The sequence below is a fragment of the Streptomyces sp. NPDC006476 genome, assembly GCF_040612015.1.
Classification (GTDB): Bacteria; Actinomycetota; Actinomycetes; order Streptomycetales; family Streptomycetaceae; genus Streptomyces; species Streptomyces griseorubiginosus_B.
Window position 1 is genome coordinate 45,722 of the sequence record NZ_JBEXPK010000034.1, and the last position, 24,765, is coordinate 70,486.

Annotated in this window: 20 protein-coding genes; 12 read left to right on the forward strand and 8 right to left on the reverse strand. The window is 70.4% G+C overall.

Annotated elements, in window-relative coordinates; translation table 11 throughout:
• The first annotated feature begins 29 nt into the window (after window positions 1–29).
• Entirely contained in the window at window positions 30–1,373 is a 1,344-nt protein-coding gene (locus ABZZ74_RS32340) for an esterase-like activity of phytase family protein (RefSeq protein ID WP_356770995.1), read from the forward strand.
• A 3-nt stretch (window positions 1,374–1,376) separates the two neighbouring features.
• Here the strand turns inward: ABZZ74_RS32340 and ABZZ74_RS32345 are convergent, their stop codons facing one another.
• Window positions 1,377–1,619, reverse strand: coding sequence for a hypothetical protein (locus ABZZ74_RS32345; RefSeq protein ID WP_356770997.1), 243 nt, complete (start codon window positions 1,617–1,619; stop codon window positions 1,377–1,379).
• 391 nt (window positions 1,620–2,010) lie between these two features.
• Window positions 2,011–3,177, reverse strand: a complete 1,167-nt coding sequence (gene xylA, locus ABZZ74_RS32350; protein WP_356770999.1) for a xylose isomerase — start codon at window positions 3,175–3,177, stop codon at window positions 2,011–2,013.
• Window positions 3,178–3,327: 150 nt separating this feature from the next.
• On the opposite strand from xylA, the gene xylB reads away from it, so the two are divergent.
• The 8 genes from xylB to ABZZ74_RS32390 all read left to right on the forward strand — a co-directional run bounded on the left by xylB (window position 3,328) and on the right by ABZZ74_RS32390 (window position 14,338).
• The gene (gene xylB, locus ABZZ74_RS32355) at window positions 3,328–4,773 is read left to right on the forward strand and encodes a xylulokinase (protein ID WP_356771001.1); all 1,446 of its coding nucleotides are present in this window, start codon (window positions 3,328–3,330) and stop codon (window positions 4,771–4,773) included.
• A 10-nt stretch (window positions 4,774–4,783) separates the two neighbouring features.
• Entirely contained in the window at window positions 4,784–5,992 is a 1,209-nt protein-coding gene (locus ABZZ74_RS32360) for an ROK family transcriptional regulator (protein WP_356771003.1), read from the forward strand.
• 207 nt (window positions 5,993–6,199) lie between these two features.
• A complete protein-coding gene (locus ABZZ74_RS32365) occupies window positions 6,200–7,699 on the forward strand; it encodes an APC family permease (RefSeq protein ID WP_356771005.1) in 1,500 nt (499 codons plus the stop codon).
• Window positions 7,696–8,709 (forward strand): acetamidase/formamidase family protein, encoded by a 1,014-nt coding sequence (locus ABZZ74_RS32370; RefSeq protein ID WP_356771007.1) that lies wholly within the window; start codon window positions 7,696–7,698, stop codon window positions 8,707–8,709. The genes ABZZ74_RS32365 and ABZZ74_RS32370 overlap by 4 nt, the downstream gene beginning before the upstream one ends.
• Window positions 8,710–8,863: 154 nt before the next feature.
• Entirely contained in the window at window positions 8,864–9,463 is a 600-nt protein-coding gene (locus ABZZ74_RS32375; protein ID WP_356771009.1) for an N-acetylmuramoyl-L-alanine amidase, read from the forward strand.
• A gap of 72 nt (window positions 9,464–9,535) precedes the next feature.
• Window positions 9,536–10,867, forward strand: a complete 1,332-nt coding sequence (locus ABZZ74_RS32380) for a GAF domain-containing protein (RefSeq protein WP_356771011.1) — start codon at window positions 9,536–9,538, stop codon at window positions 10,865–10,867.
• A 111-nt stretch (window positions 10,868–10,978) separates the two neighbouring features.
• The gene (locus ABZZ74_RS32385; RefSeq protein ID WP_356771013.1) at window positions 10,979–12,502 is read left to right on the forward strand and encodes an aldehyde dehydrogenase family protein; all 1,524 of its coding nucleotides are present in this window, start codon (window positions 10,979–10,981) and stop codon (window positions 12,500–12,502) included.
• Between the two features lie 150 nt (window positions 12,503–12,652).
• On the forward strand, window positions 12,653–14,338 hold the full coding sequence (locus ABZZ74_RS32390; RefSeq protein WP_356771015.1) for a ribonuclease J: 1,686 nt from the start codon (window positions 12,653–12,655) through the stop codon (window positions 14,336–14,338).
• Window positions 14,339–14,482: 144 nt separating this feature from the next.
• On the opposite strand, the gene ABZZ74_RS32395 is transcribed toward ABZZ74_RS32390, so the two are convergent.
• Together ABZZ74_RS32395 and ABZZ74_RS32400 are read right to left on the reverse strand one after the other, a co-directional pair.
• On the reverse strand, window positions 14,483–14,971 hold the full coding sequence (locus ABZZ74_RS32395; RefSeq protein WP_356771017.1) for a GNAT family N-acetyltransferase: 489 nt from the start codon (window positions 14,969–14,971) through the stop codon (window positions 14,483–14,485).
• 343 nt (window positions 14,972–15,314) lie between these two features.
• Window positions 15,315–16,739, reverse strand: coding sequence for a DEAD/DEAH box helicase (locus tag ABZZ74_RS32400; RefSeq protein ID WP_356771019.1), 1,425 nt, complete (start codon window positions 16,737–16,739; stop codon window positions 15,315–15,317).
• A gap of 535 nt (window positions 16,740–17,274) precedes the next feature.
• On the opposite strand from ABZZ74_RS32400, the gene ABZZ74_RS32405 reads away from it, so the two are divergent.
• A complete protein-coding gene (locus ABZZ74_RS32405) occupies window positions 17,275–17,490 on the forward strand; it encodes a hypothetical protein (protein WP_356771021.1) in 216 nt (71 codons plus the stop codon).
• A gap of 217 nt (window positions 17,491–17,707) precedes the next feature.
• Here the strand turns inward: ABZZ74_RS32405 and ABZZ74_RS32410 are convergent, their stop codons facing one another.
• Together ABZZ74_RS32410 and ABZZ74_RS32415 are read right to left on the reverse strand one after the other, a co-directional pair.
• Window positions 17,708–19,396, reverse strand: a complete 1,689-nt coding sequence (locus ABZZ74_RS32410; RefSeq protein ID WP_356771070.1) for a hypothetical protein — start codon at window positions 19,394–19,396, stop codon at window positions 17,708–17,710.
• A 412-nt stretch (window positions 19,397–19,808) separates the two neighbouring features.
• The gene (locus tag ABZZ74_RS32415) at window positions 19,809–20,900 is read right to left on the reverse strand and encodes a substrate-binding domain-containing protein (RefSeq protein WP_356771023.1); all 1,092 of its coding nucleotides are present in this window, start codon (window positions 20,898–20,900) and stop codon (window positions 19,809–19,811) included.
• Window positions 20,901–21,010: 110 nt separating this feature from the next.
• On the opposite strand from ABZZ74_RS32415, the gene ABZZ74_RS32420 reads away from it, so the two are divergent.
• On the forward strand, window positions 21,011–21,469 hold the full coding sequence (locus ABZZ74_RS32420) for a MarR family transcriptional regulator (protein ID WP_356771025.1): 459 nt from the start codon (window positions 21,011–21,013) through the stop codon (window positions 21,467–21,469).
• A gap of 106 nt (window positions 21,470–21,575) precedes the next feature.
• On the opposite strand, the gene ABZZ74_RS32425 is transcribed toward ABZZ74_RS32420, so the two are convergent.
• Together ABZZ74_RS32425 and ABZZ74_RS32430 are read right to left on the reverse strand one after the other, a co-directional pair.
• Window positions 21,576–22,322 (reverse strand): SDR family oxidoreductase, encoded by a 747-nt coding sequence (locus ABZZ74_RS32425; protein WP_356771027.1) that lies wholly within the window; start codon window positions 22,320–22,322, stop codon window positions 21,576–21,578.
• A gap of 102 nt (window positions 22,323–22,424) precedes the next feature.
• A complete protein-coding gene (locus tag ABZZ74_RS32430) occupies window positions 22,425–23,321 on the reverse strand; it encodes an RNA polymerase sigma-70 factor (RefSeq protein WP_356771029.1) in 897 nt (298 codons plus the stop codon).
• A gap of 207 nt (window positions 23,322–23,528) precedes the next feature.
• Between ABZZ74_RS32430 and ABZZ74_RS32435 the strand changes: the two genes are divergently transcribed.
• Window positions 23,529–24,749, forward strand: a complete 1,221-nt coding sequence (locus tag ABZZ74_RS32435) for a metallophosphoesterase (RefSeq protein ID WP_356771031.1) — start codon at window positions 23,529–23,531, stop codon at window positions 24,747–24,749.
• Window positions 24,750–24,765 lie beyond the last annotated feature (16 nt).

The following is a 24,765-nucleotide window of genomic DNA, read 5'->3' on the forward strand; positions in this document are numbered from 1 at the left end:
GTCACCGTAGTTGCCCCTGAGGAGGCCCGATGTCCCCGCACGCCACCGGTCGGCTCCGCGTTCGACGCCCCGTCACGGTGGGCGTTCCGCTCGCCGTGATCGCCGCCCTCGTGACGGCCGGTCCGGCCGTGAGCGCACCGGCGCAGAAGGACGCGCGTGTCGTCCGCACGGCAACGCTCGGGGACATTCCGCTGGGGGCGTTCAGCAACGCGCTGCTGCCCGGTTCGGTGGGCGACGACCACGGCATCGACCTGGGCGGGATCGGCAGTGACATCTATCCGGCAGGCCACAAGGGCGAGTTCTGGACGGTGACCGACCGGGGGCCCAACGGACAGATCAAGGTCAGCGGCACCAAGCGCCGGACCTTTCCCGTCCCCGGCTTCGATCCGGCGATCGTGAGGATCCGGGTGAGTGGCGACACCGTGAAGGTTCTGGACGCCATCCCGATCACCACGTCCTCCGGGAAGGCCGTCACCGGGCTGTCGAACCAGCAGGGGCGCGACGAGGCGCCGTACTCCTACGACGCGAAGAGCCCGCTGTCGTACAACCCGAACGGGCTGGACACCGAGGGCATCGTGCGGGCCGCGGACGGGACGTTCTGGCTGATCGACGAGTACAGCCCCTCGCTCGTGCACGTCTCCGCGCGTGGGAAGGTGCTCACGCGCTACGTCCCCAAGGGCCTCAACCTCACGGGGGCCGACTACCCGGTGGTGGAGGGGCTTCCCGCCGTCCTGCTGCACCGGAAGACCAACCGAGGTTTCGAGGGGCTCGCGCAGCTGCCCGGCGGTGATCTGGTGATCGCACTGCAGAGCCCGCTGTCGCTGCCCGACACGGCCGCGGGCGAGGCGTCGCGCACCACGCGCCTGCTGCGGTTCTCGCCGAAGAAGAAGGCGGTCACCGGCGAGTACGCCTACCGCTTCGATCCGGTCGACGTCGTCGACCCGAGCGAGGACGACACCTCGGAGCTGAAGATCTCCTCGGTGGTCGCCGTGGGCGGTGACCGGTTGCTGGTCGAGGAGCGCACGGACAAGGCCGCGCGGTTGCAACTGGTGAAGCTGGGGCGCAAGGCGAACATTCTCGGCGGCCCCTACGACGACGACACGACCTCGCCCTCCCTGGAGCAGCTCGACGATCCGGCGGCCGCAGGTGTACCGGTGCTCGACAAGCGGCTGGTCGTCGACCTGGGCAAGGTCACCGGTGTGCCGGGGAAGATCGAGGGCGTCGCGCGCGTGGATCACGACACGCTCGCCCTGATCAACGACAACGACTTCGGGATGACGGACGGCGCGGGCGCGTTCGACGCGCAGGGCCGGCTGGTCGACAGCGGTGTCGAGACGACGGTGGTGTACGTGCGGCTGCCGCACGGCGTCTGAGCGTCAGGGCAGGTCCACATCCCCGAGCGAGGGGATCAGCGGCTCAAGACCGCTCGGGATTCCGCTCGGCAGTTCGCTGGGCAGCTTCGACGGCAGCCGGCTGGGCAGCTCGCTCGGCAATGCGGTCGGGATGCCCAGCGACCGGGACGGGGAGGGACCGGAACTGCCGCTGCCGGCCGGTGACTTCTTGTCCGGCGAGTCATGGCGGCCGGTGGCCATCAGCACGATGACGACCACGACCGCCACCGCCGCGACACCGGCCAGGAGGACCAGCAGCGGGCTCCGGCGCCTTCTGGGCGGCAGGGGCGGAGGCTGCCAATCCGTGTAGGTCGGCGGCTCGTTGCTCCCCGGAGGAGGGCCGTAGCCCCCTCCGGCCCCATAGCTCCCTCCCGCACCGTGGCCGGAGCCGGGAGGGTCCGAGGGTGGTCCGAAGCCGCCACCCGGCGGCCCGGGTGGCTGAGGCGGTACGGGCGGCATGGCCATACCGTCCAGAGTCGCCGGGAACCGGGCACGCGGCGACCCCCGTACGGAACTTGATACGTATCCATGCCCTGGACCGCATGATTCCGAAGCATTCCGTACGGAGGTCGCTCAGCCACGGAGATCGCCGAGCACCCGCACGCGTGTGTGGCGGTGCTCAGCCGCGCGCGCCCAGCAGGTGGTCCATGGCCAGCTGGTCGAGCCGCTCGAAGGCCATCCCGCGCGCGGCGGCCGCCTCGACATCGAACTCCTCGAAGGCGCTCCGGTCGGCGAGCAGGGCCTGCAGTCCCTCGCCAGCGGTCGGCTCGGCGAGCTGGTCCAGGCGCGAGGCACGCAGCGCCTCCTGCACCTCCGGGTCGGCGCGGAAGGCGGCCGCGCGCTCCTTGAGGATGAGGTAGTTGCGCATGCAGCCGGCGGCCGAGGCCCACACGCCGTCGAGGTCCTCGGTCCGCGGCGGCTTGAAGTCGAAGTGGCGCGGGCCGTCGTAGCCGGCGCTCTCCAGGAGGTCGACCAGCCAGAACGCGGCCCGCAGGTCACCGGCGCCGAAGCGCAGGTCCTGGTCGTACTTGATGCCGGACTGGCCGTTGAGGTCGATGTGGAAGAGCTTGCCCGCCCACAGGGCCTGCGCGATGCCGTGCGGGAAGTTCAGGCCTGCCATCTGCTCGTGGCCGACCTCGGGGTTGACGCCGTAGAGCTCCGGGCGCTCCAGGCGCTCGATGAAGGCCAGGGCGTGGCCGACGGTGGGCAGCAGGATGTCGCCGCGCGGCTCGTTCGGCTTGGGCTCGATCGCGAAGCGCAGGTCGTAGCCCTGGGAGGTGACGTACTCGCCGAGAAGGTCGAAGGCCTCCTTCATGCGGTCCAGGGCGGCGCGGACGTCCTTGGCGGCGCCGGACTCGGCGCCCTCGCGGCCGCCCCAGGCGACGTAGGTCTTCGCGCCGAGCTCGACCGCGAGGTCGATGTTGCGGACGGTCTTGCGCAGGGCGTAGCGGCGCACGTCACGGTCGTTGGCGGTGAACGCGCCGTCCTTGAAGACGGGGTGCGTGAAGAGGTTGGTGGTGGCCATCGGCACGGTCATGCCGGTCGCGTCGAGGGCCTGGCGGAAGCGCTTGATGTGCGACTCGCGCTCGGTGTCGGAGGATCCGAAGGGGATCAGGTCGTCGTCGTGGAAAGTGACTCCGTGGGCGCCGAGCTCGCTCAGGCGCTGCACGGTCTCGACCGGGTCGAGGGCACGCCGCGTGGCGTCGCCGAACGGGTCCCTTCCCTGCCAGCCGACGGTCCACAGGCCGAAGGTGAACCTGTCCTCGGGGGTGGGCTGGTAGCTCATGCCGCGGCTCCTTGCTTGATTGCGACGCTTGCTCACGCCTATTTCGTCATGGCCGTTTACAAATTAGTATGCGGAGGCAGCCCTGGGAAGAGGTGCAGGGTGTGTGTGCCGGAACATCCCCGCTGAGCCGCGGAAAAAAGGGAGAGCCCGATGTCAGCAGCCGAGGGTCCGCTCGTCGTCGGCGTGGACACGTCCACCCAGTCCACCAAGGTGCTCATCGTCGACGCAGCCACGGGGCAGGTCGTCGCGAGCGGCCAGGCACCGCACACCGTCTCCTCCGGAGCGGGCCGGGAGAGCGACCCGCGCCAGTGGTGGGACGCCCTGTCCGAGGCGCTGCGCCAGTGCGGCGACGCGGCGCACGAGGCGGCCGCGGTGTCGGTCGGCGGACAGCAGCACGGCCTGGTCACCCTGGACGAGCGGGGCGAGCCCGTGCGTCCTGCGCTGCTGTGGAACGACGTCCGTTCGGCGCCGCAGGCCCGCCGTCTGATCGAGGAGCTGGGCGGCCCGAAGGCGTGGGCGGAGCGCACCGGCAGCGTGCCCGGCCCGTCGTTCACGGTGACGAAGTGGGCCTGGCTGGCGGAGAACGAGCCGGAGGCGGTGCGTGCGACCAAGGCCGTGCGCCTGCCCCACGACTACCTCACCGAGCGTCTGACCGGCCAGGGCACGACCGACCGGGGGGACGCCTCCGGCACCGGCTGGTGGGCGTCGGGCACAGAGGCGTACGACGAGGAGACCCTGGCGCACGTGGGACTCGACCCGGCACTGCTGCCCCGGGTGGTGCGGCCCGGCGAGGTGGCCGGCACCGTGCGCGACAGTCACGACCTGCCGTTCTCCAAGGGCACTCTGGTAGCCCCCGGTACCGGCGACAACGCGGCCGCCGCGCTGGGCCTGGGTCTGCGCCCCGGCACGCCGGTGCTCAGTCTCGGCACGTCGGGCACGGTGTACGCCGTCTCCAGGCGGCGCCCGGCCGACCCGACCGGCACGGTGGCGGGCTTCGCCGACGCGCACGGCGACTGGCTGCCGCTGGCCTGCACCCTCAACTGCACCCTCGCCGTCGACCGGGTCGCGACCCTGCTGGGCCTGGACCGTGAGGCCGTGGAACCCGCCACCGGCGTCACCCTCCTGCCCTACCTGGACGGCGAACGCACCCCGAACCTGCCGTCCGCCTCGGGCCTGCTGCACGGCCTGCGCCATGACACGACCGCCGGCCAGTTGCTGCAGGCCGCCTACGACGGCGCCGTGCACTCACTGCTCGGCGCACTCGACCTGGTCCTGGACGCGGACGCGGACCGCTCGGCTCCGCTCCTGCTCATCGGCGGCGGCGCCCGGGGCGCGGCCTGGCAGCAGACCGTACGGCGGCTGTCGGGCCGCGCGGTGCAGGTGCCCGAGGCCAGGGAACTGGTCGCGCTCGGCGCCGCGGCACAGGCGGCGGGCCTGCTGACCGGCGAGGATCCGGCCGCGGTCGCGCGGCGCTGGAACACCGCCGCGGGCCCGGTGCTGGAGCCCGTGGAACGGGACGAGGAGACGCTGGCCAGGATCGCCGGGGTACTCTCCGACGCGGCCCCGCTGCTGGAGCGGAGCACCGACAGCCGTTGAGGACGGGGGCATGACCGCACCGCTGCACGAGGCGCACCCGTCGGGACCCGGCCGGGTGCTGCCGGACACCCAACAGGGCATGCGCCGGCGCAATCTCGCCCGGGTCATGCACGCCGTCAACGCCGAGGGACAGCTTTCCCGGGCCGCCGTCGCCTCCCGCATCGGGCTGACCCGGGCCGCGGTGTCGACCCTCGTCGACGAGCTCATACGCTCGGGCCTGCTGGAGGAGCTGGGCCCGGAGCGGCCCGGCCGGGTGGGGCGGCCCGGCTCCGCGCTCGCCGTCAGCGGGCACGGCCCCGGCGGGATCGGCGCCGAGATCGGCGTGGACCATCTCGCGGTGTGCGCGGTCGACCTGCGCGGACAGGTGCGGGCCCGGGCGATACGCCACGGCGCGAACCGCGGCCGCTCCCCCGAACCCGTGATCGACGAGCTCACCGAGTTGCTGCGCCAGGTCGTCGCCGAGGCCAAGGGCGAAGGACTGTGGCCCGCGGGGCTCGCGGTGGCCGTCCCCGGCCTGGTCGCCCGCGACGCCCGCACCGTCGTCCGCGCCCCTAACCTGGACTGGCACGACACCGACCTCGGCGCCCTGCTCCCGGCGGACTTCCCGCTGACCATCGACAACGAGGCCAACTTCGGCGCGCTCGCCGAACTCTGGCTCGGCGAGGGTACTGGAGGGGACTTCCTGCATGTGTCGGCGGAGATCGGCATCGGCGCGGCGGTGGTCGTGGCCGGCGGGCTGCTGCGCGGGACGCGGGGTTTCGCCGGCGAGCTGGGGCATGTGCCGGTGCGTCCGGAGGGGCCCAGGTGTGCGTGCGGCGGGCGGGGGTGTCTGGAGCAGTACGCCGGTGAGGAGGCGGTGCTGCGGGCCGCGGGACTGGAGCCCGGCGAGGACCGGGTGGGGCTGCTCGCAGGCCGGGCAGCCGAGGGGGACGCGGCGGTACGGCGGGCGCTTCGCGACGCGGGCAAGGCGCTCGGCATCGCGCTGACCGGCGCGGTCAATCTGCTGGACCCGGAGAGCGTGGTGCTGGGCGGTGCGCTGGCGGGCCTGGCGCCGTGGCTGCTGCCGTCACTGGAGGCCGAGCTCGACCGGCGCACCGCGGGGCCGGCCTGCCCCGTGTCGGTGTCACGGCTGGGCCCGGAGGGGCCGTTGCTGGGGGCGGCGCATTCGGTGGTGCGAGCGGTCCTCGACGACCCCGCCGCCGTGGCCGAGCGGAACTGAGACCTGCCGAACCGGGCCGCCGTGGCCCTCGCCCACGCCTCTGATCACCCGTCCGGGTGACGGAGTTTTCCACATACGGACCCCCGTCCACCGAAGCACACCGCGCCCTTCTGCCCAACCCGCAAGCGCCGTACCGTGATTCACGCGAGGCGCATCCGCCGGATCGGCGGACGGCACGCGTGTCGACGTGAATTGAGGGGGATTCACATGGCGGGGGATGTGACGGCGGGGCATGTGACGGCGGGACTCAGGCGGGACGCGATCGGGCTCCGCGAGGTGCTGTTCCAGAGCATCACGGCCATGGCACCGGCCGCGGCGGTCGCCGCGTCCATCCCGTCCGGTGCGGCCTTCGCGGGCGGAAGTCTGCCGCTGGCGGTGCTGATCGCGCTGGTGGCCTGTCTGTTCACCGCGTCCTGCGTGGCCGAACTGGCGCGGGAACTGCCGGTCGCGGGCTCGGTGGCCACGTACGCGGCGCAGGGTCTGCATCCAGCCGTGGGCTTCCTCGTCGGCTGGGGCTATGTGTTCGTGGAAGCCCTGGTGCCACCGCTGCTGCTCCTGCAGCTCGGGTTCACAACGGCGGGCACGCTGCATGACGAGTGGTCCTCGTATCCGGCGGACCTGTGGTGGCCGTGGGCGCTCGCGGGAGCCGCGATCATCGTCGCGGCCGGATACCTCGGCGTGCGCGCCTCGGCCCGCTTCGGCACGGTCCTCGGTGTCTTCGAGATCCTCGTCTTCCTGGTCTTCGCCCTCTGGCTGATCGGCAAGGCGGGAGGGCACAACACCCTGTCGGTGTTCGGCACGTCCCACACGGCCGACGGATACGGCGGGGTGAGCGGGGTCTTCGCGGGATCGGTGTACACGGTGCTGGCCTTCGCCGGGTTCGAGGCCGCGGCGCCGCTCGCCGAGGAGACCCGGGATCCGCGCCGGACGATGCATCGCGCGGTCCTCGGCGCGGCGCTCGCGATCGGGCTGTTCTACGTCGTCACCACTTACGCCATGACGGTGTACTTCGGGCCGGACCGATTCGCCAGGTTCGGCGCGTCCGGCGAGGCGTCCTGGGAGGGAGTGGCCAGGGCGTCGTTCGGCCTGTTCTGGGTGCTGGTCTTCCTCGCCGTGGTCAACTCCACGATCGCCAACGCCAACGCGTGCTCCACGGTCTCCACGCGCACGGCCTTCGCCCTGGCCCGTATACGGGTGCTGCCCCGGATGTTCACGGTGCTCAATCCCCGCCACCGCTCCCCCGTCGCCGGGATCGCCGTGCAGAGCGTGGTGGCGGTCGGCGCGGTGCTGGGACTGGGGCTCGGCTACGACCCGGTGACGGCCTTCCTCCTGCTGGCCACGGTGATCGTGACGGTCGTGATCGGCGTGTACATCGTCGTGAACGTCGCCTGTGCCGGATACTTCCTGCGCCGCAGGCGTCAGGCGCTGAAGCCGATAAGGCATCTGCTGCTGCCGCTGCTCGGCATCGTCGCCTTCGTGCCGGCGCTGCTGACCGCGGCAGGGCTGCCCGTCTTCGACTTCGTCACCGAGCTGACGGCCCCGGTGTCGTACGCAGGTCCGATCGTCGGGGTGTGGATGGCCGCGGGGCTCGTGGTGCTGGCCGTGCTGTTGCGACGGCATCCCGAGCGCATAGCCGAGACCGCCCGTGTCCACCTGGATGAACCCGCCTTCACCGGCACCTCGCAGAACGGAGCAGCACAGCGATGAACGACCCGAGGATCCTGACCGTCCGGCCCGAACCGGGCGAGTACGCCTGGACGTTCGGCGGCGCACCGCCCGTGGCGCGGATCGCGCCCGGCACGGTCCTGGACCTGTACACGGAGGACTGCTTCGCCGGGCGGGTGCGGTCCGAGAAGGACCTGGTGTCCGAGGTGTGCGAGTTCCCGTTCCTCAACCCGCAGACCGGTCCCTTCCACGTGGAGGGCGCCGAGCCGGGCGACACGGTCGCCGTGCACTTCGTGTCGATCGAACCGGCCCGCGACTGGGCCGCGTCGACCACGGTCCCCCTGTTCGGCGCGCTCACCTCCACGCACACCACGGCCACCCTGCAGCCGCCGCTGCCGGAGACCGTGTGGATCTGGCAGCTCGACCGGACCCGGCGCACGGCGCTGTTCCGGGCCCACGACAGCGACATCGAGGCGGAGCTGCCCATCGACCCGATGCACGGCACGGTGGGCGTGGCCCCGGCCAACCTGGAGGTCCGCTCGGCCCTGGTGCCGGACGCGCACGGCGGGAACATGGACACGCCCGAGATGCGGGCCGGGGTGACGGCCTACTTCGGGGTGAACGTCGAGGGCGCGCTGCTCAGTCTGGGTGACGGACACGCCCGGCAGGGCGAGGGAGAGACCTGTGGGGTCGCCGTAGAGTGCGCGATGAACACCGTGGTGATCGTCGAACTGCTGAAGGGGCTCGCCACGCCGTGGCCGCGCATCGAGTCGGACACGCACATCATCTCGACGGGTTCCGCCCGCCCGTTGGAGGACGCGTTCCGGATATCCCAGCTCGACCTGGTGCAGTGGCTGGTGCGCGACTACGGGTTCAGTGAGCTGGACGCGTACCAGTTCGCAACCCAGGCCGTCGAGTCGCCGTTGGCCAACGTGTGCGACACCAACTACACGTGCGTGGCCAAGATCCGCAAGCAGTGGCTGCCCGCGCGCGAGACCCATCGCGGGATACACGACCGGCTGCGCGAGACCGCGGCGGCCCTGGGGCGCTGAGCTGCCGGCTCCCTGTCCGGTTCGTACGGCTTCTAGTCGCACCCCTTCTCGTCGCACCCCTTCTCTTGACCCCCACCTCTACTCGTCACCCCCCGCCTCTACTCGTCACCCCAACGTCTACTCGTCACCCCCCATGTCCGAAAGGCACGGCTCCATGGAGCGAGCAAGACCCAGCACCACCCGGCGACGGTTCCTGAAGGGCGCCGCCCTCGCCGCCGTCCCCTACGCGCTGCTTCCCGACCCGCAGGCCGACGCTCAGGTCCAGGCGCCCGACTACCCGTCCGCCGAGTGGCAGCCGGCGAACATCGCCAACTACACGGTCTCCGACCGCCCGTCGTCCTATCCGCTGGACTACGTGGTCATCCACGTCACGCAGGAGACCTACTCCGACACGCTCGCCATTTTCGAGAACTCGCGGAAGAACGTGTCCGCGCACTACCTGGTGCGTTCGGCCGACGGCCATGTGGCGCAGTGCGTGCGCGAGGCCGACGTCGCCTGGCATGCGGGGAACTGGGACTACAACACCCGCAGCATCGGCATCGAACACGAAGGGTGGGTGGACAAACCGGCGTACTTCACCGACGCCCTCTACGAGCAGTCGGCCCGGCTGACGGCACGGGTCTGCGACAAGTACGGCATCCCCAAGGACCGGGCGCACATCATCGGTCACTACGAGGTGCCGGGGACGGACCACACGGATCCCGGGCCGAACTGGGACTGGTCGCGCTACATCAGACTGGTCAACTTCGCCTGACCGTGCGACGCGGCCCACGGTTCGAGGTGAGCGCGGTCGTAACGGTTGTCCGAGCGCGCACGGGGAGTGACGATGTCCCCAGCCGCATCACCAGCCGGGGAGGCCCAGTTGACCGATCCGTGGGTGGCCCTGGAGCCGGGGGCCGACCCTGCCGAGCACGCGCGGATGCTGCGCCGTGCGCACGAGACGTTCACCGAGGCGGGCACGGTGACCCGCCCGGTGCGTTCGGTGGTGGCCGAGTCGTGGCGGCGTTCCGCGCGGGCCGGGGTGGGGCCCGACGGCACGGCGAACGTGGAGCTGGTCGACGGCGATCTCGGTGCCTACCGGGCCGAGCATCCGCTGGCCCGGGTGATGCCCCTGTTCCGGGAGCTGCTGGGGACCTTCGCCGCCGACGGTGAGCATCTGCTGGCGGTGTGCGACGCGCACGGCAGGCTGCTCTGGGTGGAGGGGCATTCGACGACTCGGCAGCGGGCGGGACGGATGAATTTCGTGCCGGGTGCCCGCTGGGCGGAGTCGGCGATGGGCACCAACGCGCCGGGCACCGCGGTCGCCGTCGACCGGCCGGTGCAGGTGTTCGCGGCCGAGCACTTCAGCCGGCGCGTGCAGCCGTGGACGTGCGCGGCGGCGCCGGTGCACGATCCGCGCACCGGGCGGGTGCTCGGCGCCGTGGACATCACCGGCGGGGACGGGCTCGCGCATCCGCACAGCCTGGGGTTCGTACAGGCGGTCGCGCGGGCCGCGGAGTCCCAGCTGGCGCTGCTCGTCCCCGAGCGGTCCGCCGACGGCACGCCGGAGCTGACGGCCCTCGGCCGGGACGAGGCCCAACTCCTCGTCGAGGGGCGGCGGATCAGGCTCAGCCGACGCCACAGCGAGATCCTCGTACTGCTGTCCCGGCATCCCGAGGGGCTGACCGGGGACGAGCTGCTGTGCGCGCTGTACGAGGACGAGTCGGTGACACCGGTGACGCTGCGTGCCGAGATGGCGCGGCTGCGCCGGGTACTGGGCCCGGCCCTGCTGGGTTCGCGGCCGTACCGGCTGACCGTGCCGGTGGAGTCCGATGTCGCCGTCGTCGAGCGGCGTCTGGGGACGGGCGCTATCACGGCGGCCGCCAAGGGGTACGGCGGTCCGTTGCTGCCGGGTTCCCAGGCTCCGGCGGTGGTGCGGCTCAGGCACCGCCTCGCCGACGGTCTGCGCTCGGCGCTGATCGCCCGCCGCGATCCCGACCTGCTGGCGGACTGGGCGCACGCGCCCTGGGGCGAGGACGACCTGGAGGCGTGGCGGGCGCTGGCGGCGGTGCGGCCCACGCCGGCGGTCCGTTCGCGCCTCGCGGCACTGGAGTCGGAGCTGGGGGCACCGGCCGACTGGACCGGAGTCGCCGTCCGCCGCCCGGGCCGTCCGTCATGACCATCGGGGCCACCGTCGCGCGCACGGCAACGTGGTTGCAACGTAGGCGTTCCTAGCCTCCTGGCGAAAGCTGCCCAACGGCGGGCAGCGCTTCTGAAGGAGGCCCACCGCATGACCCGTTACGCTGCGCCCGGCACCGAGGGCGCGATCGTCTCCTACCAGGCGCGCTACGACCACTTCATCGGGGGCGAGTACGTACCGCCGGCCCGCGGGCAGTACTTCGAGAACCCGTCGCCGGTGAACGGGCAGCCGTTCACCGAGATCGCGCGGGGCACGGCGGAGGATGTGGAGCGGGCGCTCGACGCGGCGCACGCAGCGGCGCCGGCCTGGGGACGTACGTCGGTGACCGAGCGCTCCGACATCCTGCTGAAGATCGCCGACCGGATGGAGGCCAACCTCGAACAGCTCGCGGTCGCCGAGAGCTGGGAGAACGGCAAGCCGGTGCGCGAGACGCTGGCCGCGGACATCCCACTGGCCATCGACCACTTCCGCTACTTCGCGGGGGCGATCCGGGCGCAGGAGGGCTCGCTCGGCGAGGTCGACGACGACACGGTGGCCTACCACTTCCACGAGCCGCTCGGGGTGGTCGCGCAGATCATCCCGTGGAACTTCCCGATCCTGATGGCGACCTGGAAACTGGCGCCGGCGCTGGCCGCGGGCAACGCGGTCGTGCTCAAGCCGGCCGAGCAGACCCCCGCGTCCATCCACTACTGGATGAGCCTGGTCTCCGACCTGCTGCCGCCGGGTGTGGTGAACATCGTCAACGGCTTCGGCGTGGAGGCGGGCAAGCCGCTCGCGTCCAGCCCGCGGGTGGCGAAGGTGGCGTTCACCGGTGAGACCACGACCGGCCGGCTGATCATGCAGTACGCCTCGGAGAACATCACCCCCGTCACGCTGGAACTCGGCGGCAAGTCCCCGAACATCTTCTTCGAGGACGTCTGGGGCGCCGACGACGACTTCCGGGACAAGGCGCTCGAGGGCTTCACGATGTTCGCTCTCAACCAGGGGGAGGTCTGCACCTGCCCGTCGCGGGCGCTGGTCCAGCGGGGGCACTACGCCGAGTTCATGGAGGCGGCGGTCGCCCGCACCGAGCTCATCAAGACCGGCCACCCGCTCGACACGAACACGATGATCGGCGCGCAGGCCTCCAACGACCAGCTGGAGAAGATCCTCTCCTACCTCGACATCGGCCGGCAGGAAGGCGCCAAGGTGCTCACCGGCGGCGAACGCATCCAGCACGACGGCGAGTTGAAGGGCGGCTATTACGTCCAGCCGACCATCTTCGAGGGCCACAACCGTATGCGGATCTTCCAGGAGGAGATCTTCGGGCCGGTCGTCTCGGTGACGTCCTTCGACGACTTCGACGACGCCATCAAGATCGCCAACGACACGCTGTACGGGCTCGGGGCGGGCGTGTGGACACGGGACGTCAACACCGCCTACCGTGCCGGCCGCGCGATCCAGGCAGGCCGCGTCTGGACGAACTGCTACCACGCCTACCCGGCACACGCGGCGTTCGGCGGCTACAAGGGCTCGGGCATCGGCCGCGAGACCCACAAGATGATGCTGGAGCACTACCAGCAGACGAAGAACCTGCTTGTTTCATACAGCCCGCGGAAGCTTGGGTTCTTCTAGAGCCCGAAGCCGGTTGCCTGGAGACATCATTGCCCTCCAGGCAACCAGTCGTGGACCAAACGGCGCCGAACGACATCACCGTGCCTGGTCCGGCCGCCGGCGCGATCTGATCGTCCCGAGGCACCCCGGATCTCCGGGTACCGTCAGGGTATGAGTCATCCGCACCCCGAACTGAGAGCCGCACCGCCTCTTCCCGAAGGAGGGCTGCGGGTCATCGCCCTGGGCGGCCTAGGCGAGATCGGCCGCAACATGACCGTCTTCGAGCACGCGGGCAAGCTGCTCATCGTCGACTGCGGCGTGCTGTTCCCCGAGGAGAACCAGCCCGGCGTGGACGTGATCCTGCCGGACTTCACCTCGATCCGGGACCGGCTGGACGACATCGTGGCCGTGGTACTCACCCACGGTCACGAGGACCACATCGGCGGCGTGCCGTACCTGCTGCGCGAGCGGTCCGACATTCCCCTCGTCGGCTCCAAGCTGACGCTGGCGTTTCTGGAGGCCAAGCTCAAGGAACACGGCATCCGGCCGCGCACGGTGCGGGTACGAGAGGGCGACCGGCGTGGTTTCGGGCCCTTCGACTGCGAGTTCGTGGCGGTCAACCACTCCATCCCCGACAGCCTCGCGGTCGCGATCCGCACTCGGGCGGGGACGGTACTGCACACCGGCGACTTCAAGATGGACCAGTTCCCTCTCGACGACCGCATCACCGATCTGCGCGCCTTCGCCCGCCTCGGTGAGGAGGGCGTGGACCTGTTCCTCACCGACTCCACCAACGCCGAAGTACCTGGCTTCACCACTTCCGAGCGTGAGCTGAATCCGGCGATCGAACAGGTGATGCGCACCGCGCCGCGCCGGGTCATCGTCTCCAGCTTCGCCAGCCACGTGCACCGCATCCAGCAGGTCCTGGACGCCGCCCACCAGCACGGCCGCAAGGTCGCCTTCGTCGGCCGGTCGATGGTCCGCAACATGGGCATCGCCCGTGACCTTGGCTATCTGAAGGTCCCCTCCGGTCTGTTGGTGAGCACGAAGGAGCTGGAGAAGCTTCCGGACCACAAGATCACTCTGGTGTGCACCGGCTCCCAGGGCGAACCGATGGCCGCGTTGTCACGGATGGCCAACCGCGACCACATGATCCGCATCGGCAAGGACGACACCGTCCTGCTGGCCAGCTCCCTCATCCCCGGCAACGAGAACGCCATCTACCGGGTGATCAACGGCCTCACCCGGTGGGGCGCCCACGTGGTCCACAAGGGCAACGCCAAGGTGCACGTCTCCGGGCACGCCAGCGCCGGCGAACTCGTCTACTGCTACAACATCGTCAAGCCCCGCAACGTCATGCCCGTACACGGCGAATGGCGCCACCTGCGGGCCAACGCCGACCTCGCCATCCGCACCGGTGTCGACCCCGAACGGGTCGTCATCGCCGAGGACGGCGTCGTCGTCGACCTGGTCGACCGGCGCGCGTCCGTCACCGGCAAGGTCCCCGCCGGCAACGTCTACGTGGACGGCATGGAAGTCGGCGGCGCCACCGAAGCGTCCCTGAAGGACCGCCTCACCCTCGCCGCCGAAGGCGTGGTCACGGTGGTGGCGATCGTCGACGCGGACACCGGCGCACTGGCCGAGGCCCCCGACTTCCTGGCCCGGGGCTTCGTCCACGACGACACCACCTTCGAGCCGGTCATCCCCGTCATCGAGAAGACCCTGGCCACCGCGGCCGAGGAAGGCGTCGGGGACGCGCGCCAACTCGAACAACTGGTCGCCCGGGCCGTGGCGAACTGGGCGTTCCGCACCCACCGCCGCAAGCCCCTCATCATCCCCGTCATCATCGACGCCTGAACCACCGGCCGGCAGCACGGTCCCGCTTCCGGCCGCGGCCTCGCCGCATCCACGCCGGACACACGGAGCGCGCGGTGTCCAGCGGCTCCTGCATGTCGGCCACCATGCAGGCGAAGCCAGTGCCTCGCCAACCGGCACACCGCGTCATTCCGAAGGAATGCGAAACTCGAATTCGGGACGGTCCCACGGCACGGCGGGCGGGTTGGCGAATGCGGTCCCGGTCCGCACCGCACCGACGCGGTGATAGAACCCCTCGGCGGGAAGATGCGACACGACCTTGAGACGGTCGAGCCCGGCGGCACGGGCCTCGGACTTCATGTGAGCCACGAGCAGCCGTCCAATACCCCGTCCTTGCGCTTCGTCGGCGACGAACAGCAGGTCGAGCTCCGGTGGCGCGAGGACGAGCGAGTAGAACCCGAGGACCCGGCCTCCTTGGTCGTCGGCGCCGACGGCCACAAAGGTGCGGTGCGCCTCGATGTAATCGGGACCGACCCGGTAGCCCGCGACTGCGGCTGCGTACTTACCCTCGTAGGCGCCTGAGCCACGCACGAGCCGCGTGAGCCGTTTGGCATCCCGCGCGACGGCCCTCCGTATCGTGATCGGCTGGCTGATCGGAAAAGGGCGTGAACTCATCGCGAGAGTATTTCGCACCGGGGAATGCCTTCGTACGCCGGGTCGGCTGCTCGGGCAGGCGTTCCTTCACCGCTCCCGGTAACCGCTCGCCCAGGCCCCGATCGGCCACGCCACTGCCGCCGATTCGGCCGACCGCAAGCAGCCGCTACCGCCCGAACCGATGCGGGCCCGGGACATCGGCCCGAAGTGGGACGGCTGGGCTGCAAAACCCGGGCTCGGGTCGTTCGGCTGACGATCCAGACCCATGTCGCCCGCTATACGGTCACCCCGGCCGAGCTCCGGTCCCGCGTATCCGTCCAGCAGCGTGGACGAAGACATCGCCCGGCCGTCCGGGAAGCCGGTCTCAGCCGCCGCGCCGCACTCGAGCCGCCTTGCGGGCCTCCGCGAGCTTGCGGGCCTCGCTGCTCTTGCGGGACGACGACCTGCCACCGGAACCGCTCTTCGCGTCCTTGGTGCTGCCCAGGCCGCCGAACGGCACGTGGTGGTTCTTGGGGCGCGGTACGGCTGGCCCGCCGTCCAGAGGCTTTCCGGAGGGGGCCTTGGCGCCGGTGATCCGGCTCAGCTCCGCCTCGCCGGACCGCACTTTGGTGACCTTGGGGGCGACGTCGGCATCCGCCATGACCTGGTTCGTCTCGCGGCGCTGTCCCGATAGGACGAGTGTCACGACGGTGCCGGAGCGGCCGGCCCGGGCCGTGCGGCCTGCGCGGTGCAGATAGTCCTTCGGGTCGCTGGCCGGGTCGACGTTGACCACGAGGTCGAGGTCGTCGATGTGCAGGCCGCGTGCGGCGACGTTCGTCGCTACCAGCGCGGTGATCTGCCCGTTCTTGAACTGGGCCACGGTCCGGGTGCGCTGCGGCTGGGTCTTCCCGCTGTGCAGGGCGGCGGCGGCCACGCCGCTGGCCCGCAGATGCCGCGTGAGCTGGTCGACGCCGTGCTTGGTGTCCAGGAACAGCAGGACGCGGCCGTCCCGAGCGGCGATCTCCGTGGTCACGGCGTACCGGTCAGGGCCGTGCACGACGAAGACGTGGTGCTCGATCGCGGAGACGGCGTTGGACGAAGGGTCCACCGAGTGGACGGCGGGGTCGCGCAGGTAGCGCTGCACCAGCTGGTCGACGTCGCCGTCGAGGGTGGCGGAGAACAGCATCCGCTGCCCGTCGGGACGCACCTGGTCCAGGATCCTGGTGACCTGCGGCAGGAACCCCATGTCACACATCTGGTCGGCCTCGTCCAGGACCGCGATGCGCACCCGTCCCAGTCGGCAGTCCTTGCGCTCGATGAGGTCGTGCAACCGACCGGGCGTGGCTACGACGATCTCGGCACCATCCCGCAGCACGGCGGCCTGCCGTCCGATGGACGCGCCGCCCACCACGGTCGCGAGCCGCAGCCGCAGCGCCTCGACGTACGGGGTGAGCGCCTCACCGACCTGCTGCGCCAGCTCCCTGGTGGGCACCAGAACGAGCGCCAGCGGCTCTTTCGGCTGCGCGCGCCGCCCGGCCGTCCGGGCGAGCATCCCCAGGCCGAAGGCGAGCGTCTTGCCGGATCCTGTGCGGCCCCGGCCCAGGACGTCCCGTCCCGCGAGCGCATTCGGCAGCGCCGCCGCCTGGATGGGGAAGGGCACAGTCACACCCTGCTCATCGAGCGCCCGCAGAGCCTCGGCCGGCAACCCCAGCTGGGCGAAGGACACCGCCGTGGGCACTGCAGAAGTGACGCCCGACGCCTCGGACAGATTGCCCTGCCGTCGGGCATCGGCACGTGTTGATTCGCTCACAGAGAGCCTTCCTCCGAAGGGACCGTACCGAGGAAGGCGCGGCAGGGACGCGGCCGCCGACCGGAGACACCCAACGGAGCACCGACACAGCGACACAGCAAAAGCACAACGCTAGCACGGGGCACACCGTCCGGGGCTCCCGTGCCGCGCCGCTCAGCCGAGGAACGACAGCCAGACCTGCCTGTGCGGAGCCATGTGGTGCCCCGGGGACACTGTGGTCATCCACTTGGACCGGATTCTCCGAGTCCCCAGGAGCGGAACGTCCGCAAGACGCTGGAGATTCTCGGCGAGCTTGCCGGCGAATTCCCAATAGTCGGATACCGACCCCGTTCAGTTCCCAGCCATCGTGACCGGATCGACGCAACCGAAGCGCGGGCGGAGCACGAGCGCACACACGTCTTCCGCCGCGCACCCGCCCCCGGCGAGGACGCGCGTCCGCCCACGGCACGCCGGGTAGGTCTTGGAGAGTCCCCTCGCGGCCGCGCCGACCAGGAGCCGGCGCACCGCACCCCTGTGCCCTCGGAGGTGGAGCAGCATGAGCGAGATCAGCGGACTCGAACCAATGGCGACGTTCTGCGGGAACTGCAACTGCGGCTGTCCCCAGCTCTTCGTCGACCCCGATGCCCCGGCCGAACAGCGGATCGTGCTCACGGACGACTTCGGCCAGCGCATCCAGATGAGCGCCGACCAGTTCTCCTCAATCATCACCGATGCCAAGGCGGGCAAGCTGGACGGCGTCGGGCTGGGGTGATGTCACGCCTGCGCCGGGCAAGACCATCCCAGCGTCAAGGGTGGGTGGGTGGGTCGTCCGTTGCGCGGTGTGGACGCGCTCTGCGGCGAACCTCGGAAACGGCCGGACCACCCGGAGTTCGCACTTCAGGAGCCCCTCCACGACGACCGCCTCCGCGCAGGGGACCGACCTCTCGGCCCGTGCCATGAGGACACGGGCCGGAGAGGTGAGGGAACCGTCAGTCCGCTGCGCGCACGGTGGGCATGGACAGGTCGATCGGGCCCGCGCCCGTCCCTGTCTTGCAGGAGTCGTGGCAGGCACTCTCCAGGCTGCAGCACAGTGAGCAGATCGCTCCCGAGTGGAACGGGCAGCCCGCGACGTCGGGCCGCTCGAAGTCCGTCGCGCACACGGTGCACGTCAGGGTGACCGCGGACGGCAGGCCGTTCGCGTCGAGCAGCGGCTCGTCGAGGTCGTCGACGCGCGCGATGTAGTACTTGCCCTTGGTCAGCATCGCGAACAGCGGCGAGAGCACCATGGCCAGGAACAGCGCGATGAAGGGGGAGTACGCCTTGCCGTAGTCCCCGAACGCCTCGAAGTACGCGGCGATGGAGACGGCGGAGGCGATCAGCATCGAGCCGAAGCCGACAGGGTTGAAGTTGTACAGGTGGGCCCGCTTGAACTCGATGTACGACGGGCTCAGTTTCAGCGGCTTGTTGATGACCAGATCGGCCACGACCGCGCCGATCCAGGCGATGGCCACGTTGGAGTAGAAGCCGAGGACGGTGTTGAGGAAGCCGAAGACGCCGCCCTCCATCAGGGCCAGCGCGATGCCGACGTTGAGGAAGATGTAGACGACCCGGCCCGGGTGCCGGTGCGTGAGGCGGGAGAAGAAGTTCGACCAGGACAGCGAACCGGAGTAGGCGTTGGTGGAGTTGATCTTTATCTGGGACAGGATCACGAAGAACGTGGCCAGCCCCAGAGCGACGGGCGCGGCGAAGGTCTTGAAGCCGTGCACGTACTGCTGAATGGGCTCGTTGGCCTTGGACAGACCCACGCTGCCGGCGATGTAGAAGGCCAGGAAGGCGCCGCCGATCTGCTTCGCCGCGCCGAGGACCACCCAGCCGGGTCCGGCGGAGAGGACCGCTCCCCACCACTTCTTGGCGTTCTCCGGGGTCTTGTCCGGCATGAAGCGCAGGTAGTCGACCTGTTCACCGATCTGCGCGATCAGGGAAAGAGCCACGCCGGCTCCTGCGCCGACGCCGAGCATGCTGATGCTGGACCCGGTCGGCGAGTTGCCCGCGAAGTGGGTGAACTCCGAGAACTTGCCGGGCTCCTGGATCGCGATGGAGACGAAGGGCGCGACCATCAGCACCAACCAGACCGGCTGTGTCCACACCTGCATCTTGGACAGCGCGGTCATGCCGTAGGTCACCAGCGGCAGGATGATCAGCGAGCAGATCAGGTAGCCGACGGCCAGAGGAATGTGCAGGCCCAGTTCGAGGGCCTGCGCCATGATCGAGCCTTCGAGGGCGAAGAAGATGAAGGTGAAGCTGGCGTAGATGACCGACGTGAGGGTCGAGCCGAGATAGCCGAAGCCCGCTCCCCGGGTCAGGAGATCCATGTCGATGGAGTACTTCGCCGAGTAGTACGAGATCGGAATGCCGGTGAGAAAGATGACCACCGCAGCGGCGAGAATGGCCACCATGGCGCTGGAGAAGCCGTTGGAGATGGCTATCGAACCGCCGATGGCGAAGTCGGCGAGATACGCGATGCCGCCCAGTGCCGTGGTGGCCACGACGTAAGGCGTCCAGCGCCGGAAGGACTTCGGCGCGTAGCGCAGCGAGTAGTCCTCCAGGGTGTCGTTCTTGGCCCACTCGTTGTACGTACGCCCCGCGGCGCCGGGAGCACCGGCGGACGAGTCCGCCACCGTCGGCGGTGGCGTGGGCGCCTGGTTGTCGACGATCTCCGTCACGGCTCTTCCCTCTTCCTGAGCGGAGCCCCGGACATCCCGGGGCAGTGCACGGAAGATTCCGGCCGCATTATTTCCCCGCCGTTTCACCTCATTTAAATGGAGAATCCTTGGAAAACTCTTTGGCTATGCGCGTAGAATTGTGAAAATGCGGACGCCGAATTGTTTTTCGGAAAGCCGTCAGGAAATGAAATGCAGGGCATTGCGGACGGCCTTGCGGGCCCTGCTGCCGGAGGCCCGGTACCGGCGGGCGGATCAGACAGGTGAGGCTGCCTAAAACTTTCTCTAGAAACTATTCCAAGAGAGAGGTACTGTCAACGGGTCCAGGGTGCGGGCGCTGGAGCCCACTGACCCAAGGAGCGGACGGGGGTCAGAGTTGGGCGACGACGTGGAAGTCGAAGACGTCCGCCCGCGCCAGATAGAGCGGCTGGCGGAGCTGGTTGCCCTGCAGACGCAGCAGCCCGCGGGGACCCTCGTACGCCACCTCCGCCCCGGAGTCCGTGACACGCCGCATCGATCGCACGTCCAGGGTGCCGGCCCGCTCCGCGAGAGCGGCGAGCAACCGCAGGCCCTCGAAGCAGGATTCGCCGAGGCTGCCCACGACCGGCGCCTCCGCCCCGAACCGGTGCGCATAGCGACGGTTGAAGTCCAGACTCTCCCTGGTCGCCAGCGTCTCGAAGAAACCGGCCGCGGCCCACAGTCCCTCGGTGGCTTCGGCGCCCGCGGCCAGCAGCATGTTCTCGTCCAGGTGGGTGCTCAGCCGCTGGCAACGCTGGTGCAACCCGTATGCGGCGAAGGCCCGGCTGAACCGCACCGCGTCCTCGCCCACCAGCAGCATGAGTACGGCGTCCGCCTCGCTGCGCGCGATGCGGCGCAGCACCGGTCCGAAATCCTCGGTGCCCAGCGGTACGAAGATCTCGTCGTGGATCCTGCCGCCCAGGGCGCGGGCGTAGCGGCGCGCGGCGCGGGCGGTGATGCGGGGCCAGACGTAGTCGTTGCCGACGGTGCACCAGCGCCGCACCCCGGTGGCCTCGGACAGCAAGCGCATCGCCGGCAGCAGCTGTTCCGTGTCGGCCTCCCCTGTGAGGAAGACTCCCGGGGTGCGTTCGCCGCCCTCGTACTGAGCCGTGTAGACGTAGGGGACACGGCCGGCGATGACCGGTGCCAGTGTCCGGCGGACCGCCGAGATGTGCCAGCCGACCACCGCGTCCACGGCGCCCAGCGACACCAGCGCCCCGACCTCGGCCGCCACGCGTTCCGGCGGCCCTCCGCCGTCCATCACGATCAGACGGACCTCGCGGCCCAGGATGCCTCCCGTGGTGTTCAGCTCCTCGGCGGCCAGATGGGCCGACAGTTCGCACGACGGACCGAAGAGCCCCGCCGGACCCTGCAGCGGGACGACCAGGGCCACGGTGACCGTCTCACCCGCGGTACGCGGGCGCATCGGTCGCGCCGGATCCATCAGACGACCTCCGTGAGGGCATGGGGACACAGATCCTCGTCCCGGCCTCGGCGCCCTCGCGGAGGCTCGTAATGTTTGCGCACAGTAGACCTACCGGAAGGACACCGGCAATGCCGTCCCAACCGTCGCCGGACCTCGCTCGCCTTCTCACGCACGCCGAGCGGAGCCTGACCCGGCGTCTGGCGGCGCTGCTGGAGGAGGAGGGCTGCTCGGTGGAACGGTGGCGGGTGCTGTCCGTGACCGCCGACGGCCAGGGCCACCCGATGACCGAGATCGCCGACCGCGTGCTCATGCCGGCTCCCAGTCTGACCAAGCTCGTGGACGCCATGGTCGCCGACAACCTCGTGCACCGCCGCTCCGACCCCGCCGATCGCCGCCGCGTCCTGCTCCATCTCACCGCGCGCGGCCGCATCCTCCATGACCGTGCCGCCCATCGCGTCAGTGCGGAAGAGTCCCGCCTGCTCGCCGCCATCGGCGACCAGGGCACGCTAGCCCCGGCTTTGGCCCAACTCGCCTCCGCCCTGGCCCACCCGCCAGCGGCCAAGGCGCGCATCTCAACGACGCGCTGATCCCCCGCCGCAGGCCGATCGGACACCCACCGACGGCCCTCCACTCCGGGACGGACGGAGGGCTCCCACGAGTACGTCCTGTCGAGAGCCCTCCGTCATGCATGCACTACTTCTGCTGGGCGAGCCAGTCGGCGAACCGGGTCTCGGCGATGTGTGCGTCAGGGCCGGGCAGGAGCGTGTTCTCCTCCAGCGGGGCACCCCAGTACGTCGCCTGCCGATCCGTGACGATCTTGCGGGGATCGTTCAGGGCGGTCAGACCCATGCGGATGAACTCCTCCAGCTGGAACGCCTCGGGGCCGGCGACCTCCACCACGCCGTCCACCGGAGCGCCGACGGCGGCACGGGCGACGGCCGCGGCCACGTCGTCGGAGACGATGGGCTGGATCCTGGCGTCGGGAAGACGCACGGTGTCCCCCTCGGTGACACCGTCGGCGAGCCCCTTCGCGAACTCGAAGAACTGGGTGGCGTGCACGATGGTGCAGGGGTTGCCGGATGCCTTGATCAGGTCTTCCTGGACCTGCTTGGCGCGGAAGTACCCGCTGCCCTGCAGGCGGTCGGTGCCGACCACGGACAGCGCCACATGATGCCCCACGCCGGCCTGCGTCTCCGCCTTCAGCAGATTGGTCGTCGAGGTGCGGAAGAACTCCATGACCGCCTCGTCCTCGAACGAGGGCGAGTTCGACACGTCGACCACGACCGACGCACCCCGCAGGACCTCGGCCAGCCCCTCGCCGGTCAGCGTGTTGACTCCGGTGTTGGGTGACGCCGCGACCGCATCGTGTCCGTGGGCGCCGAGCCCGGCGACCACCTTCGAGCCGATGAGCCCGGTCCCACCGATCACTACGACCTTCATGACGGAATTCCTTTCGGGTTTCCCTGATGCCTGTATCAGAGGGACCGGGCAGGGACTCTGTCTGTGACACCGTCCGTTCGACGTGTAGTGACAACCACGCTTTCAGTCGTTCAGCGATGCCACGTAGCGTTCCAGCTTCTCCGGGTTCATGACCCACATGGCCCGCTCGATGCCGCGGTCCGAGATGTCGAGGGTCAGCAGGACGACGGCCGTCCCGCCGTCCGAGACGAGGGCGGCAGGACCGCCGTTGGCCTCGACCCAGGTGATCTCCTTGCGCGGCCAGAAGCGCGGGGCGAAGGCGGCCAGGTACCTGGAGACGTGCACCGGGCCGACGACCGGGATCCGGGACGCCCCGCGCAGCCCGTTCCCGTCGGTGTAGCTGACCACGTCCTCGGTGAGGATGTTCTCCAGCACGGCCAGATCGCCGGTCTGTGCCGCGGTGAGGAACACCTCCATCAGCCGTCGGTGCTCCGTCGGGTCGACGGGCTTGCGGCGCTCCGACGAAATGCGCTTGCGCGCGCGGCTCACCAGCTGGCGCGTGTTGCTCTCGCTGGTCTCGAGCATGTCCGCGATCTGCCGGTAGGGGTAGTCGAAGGCTTCCCGCAGCACGTAGGCGGCCCGTTCCACGGGGTTGAGCTTCTCCAGCAGGAAGAGGACCGCCAGATCGAGGGCCTCGGCCCGCTCGGCGCCCAGTTGCGGGTCGGCGCGCGTGTCGATGGGCTCTGGCAGCCAGCGACCGGTGTAGGCCTCGCGCCGCACCCTGGCGGACTGGGCGAGGTTGATCGCCAGTCGGGTGGTGACGGTGGCGAGGAACGCCTTCGGCTCGCGGACCGCGCCCCGGTCGGTGTGCTGCCAGCGCAGCCACGCCTCCTGGAGGATGTCCTCGGCCTCGCCGGTGCTGCCGAGCACGCGGTAGGCGATGCCGAAGAGCCAGGGCCGGACCGCCATGAACACCTTCGCCGCCTCGTCGAGGGCGTCCGTGTCGTCGCCCCTGGTCATGCGTGCCGCCTTCACTTCCGACCCGTTCACGCAAGCGCTCGCCCATCGTACGGCGGCGGCCACGGCGGGCCGCAGCATGTCAGGGTCGTCATGCTGCTCATGGGACGGCGGTCGCGCGTGGCCGAGGCCGCGGCACCCCGATCGCGGCTCATGCCGAGGTCGACCGGATACAGTGCGTGAAAGGGCAGCCCGGTCAGGAGGGGAAGCGTGACCGACACCAGCGAGACCCGGCCCGTCGAGGGCGAGGCGGAGGCGCCGCGGCGGAGCCGACTGTACCGCCTGATGCGCTACATACCCCTGATCGCCCCCGTCCTGCTGTGGACCGTGCCGTGCTGGGTGCTCCTGTACGGCGGCCAGCACTGGCCGCTGCCCGTCACACTGGTCGGCACCGTCTTGTTCGCCCTCGGCCTGGTCGGTATGCCGCTCGCGATGGTGCGCGGCCACGGCCGGCGCCAGCAGGACCGGATGGCGATCGTCGGGGACAGCCTGCTGGGCAGCAGCTGGGTCCTGTTCACCTGGTCGGTGCTGCTCGGCATCCTGCTGCGGCTCGCCCTGACCGTGGCGGGCGTCGGCGAGAGCCAGGACCGGGCCCGGATCGTCACCTGGGCCGTCCTCGCCGTGGCCGCCGTACTGCTCGCGTGGGGGTACGTCGAGGCCCGCCGCGTGCCGCGCGTGCGCCGACTCGACGTGCGACTCCCGCGGCTGGGGGCCGGGTTGGACGGGCTCCGGGTCGTCCTGATCACCGACACGCACTACGGCCCACTCGATCGTGCCCGCTGGTCGGCTCGGGTGTGCGAGGCGGTGAACGCCCTGGAGGCCGACGTGGTCTGCCACACCGGCGACATCGCGGACGGCACGGCCGAACGCCGCCGCGCCCAGGCCGTCCCCCTCGGCACCGTGGAGGCCACCCGGGCCCGTGTGTACGTCACCGGAAACCACGAGTACTACAGCGAGGCCCAGGGCTGGGTCGATCTGATGGACGAACTGGGCTGGGAGCCGCTGCGCAACCGCCATCTACTGCTCGAACGCGGAGGCGACACCCTCGTGGTCGCCGGCGTGGACGACGTCACCGCCGAGTCCTCCGGCCTGGCCGGCCACCGCGCGCACCTAGCCGGAGCGCTGGACGGCGCCGACCCCGGCCTGCCCGTCCTGCTCTTGGCACACCAGCCCAAGTTCGTCGACCGGGCGGCAGCCGCGGGCATCGACCTCCAGCTCTCCGGCCACACCCACGGCGGCCAGATCTGGCCCTTCCACCACCTGGTCCGCCTTGACCAGCCCGCGCTCGCCGGCCTCACGCACCACGGCCCCCGCACCCTGCTCTACACCAGCCGCGGCACCGGCTTCTGGGGCCCTCCGTTCCGCGTCTTCGCCCCCAGCGAGATCACCCTGCTGGTACTGCGCTCCCCACACCAGGCCACCGCGTCATAGCACCGCACCGCGACGC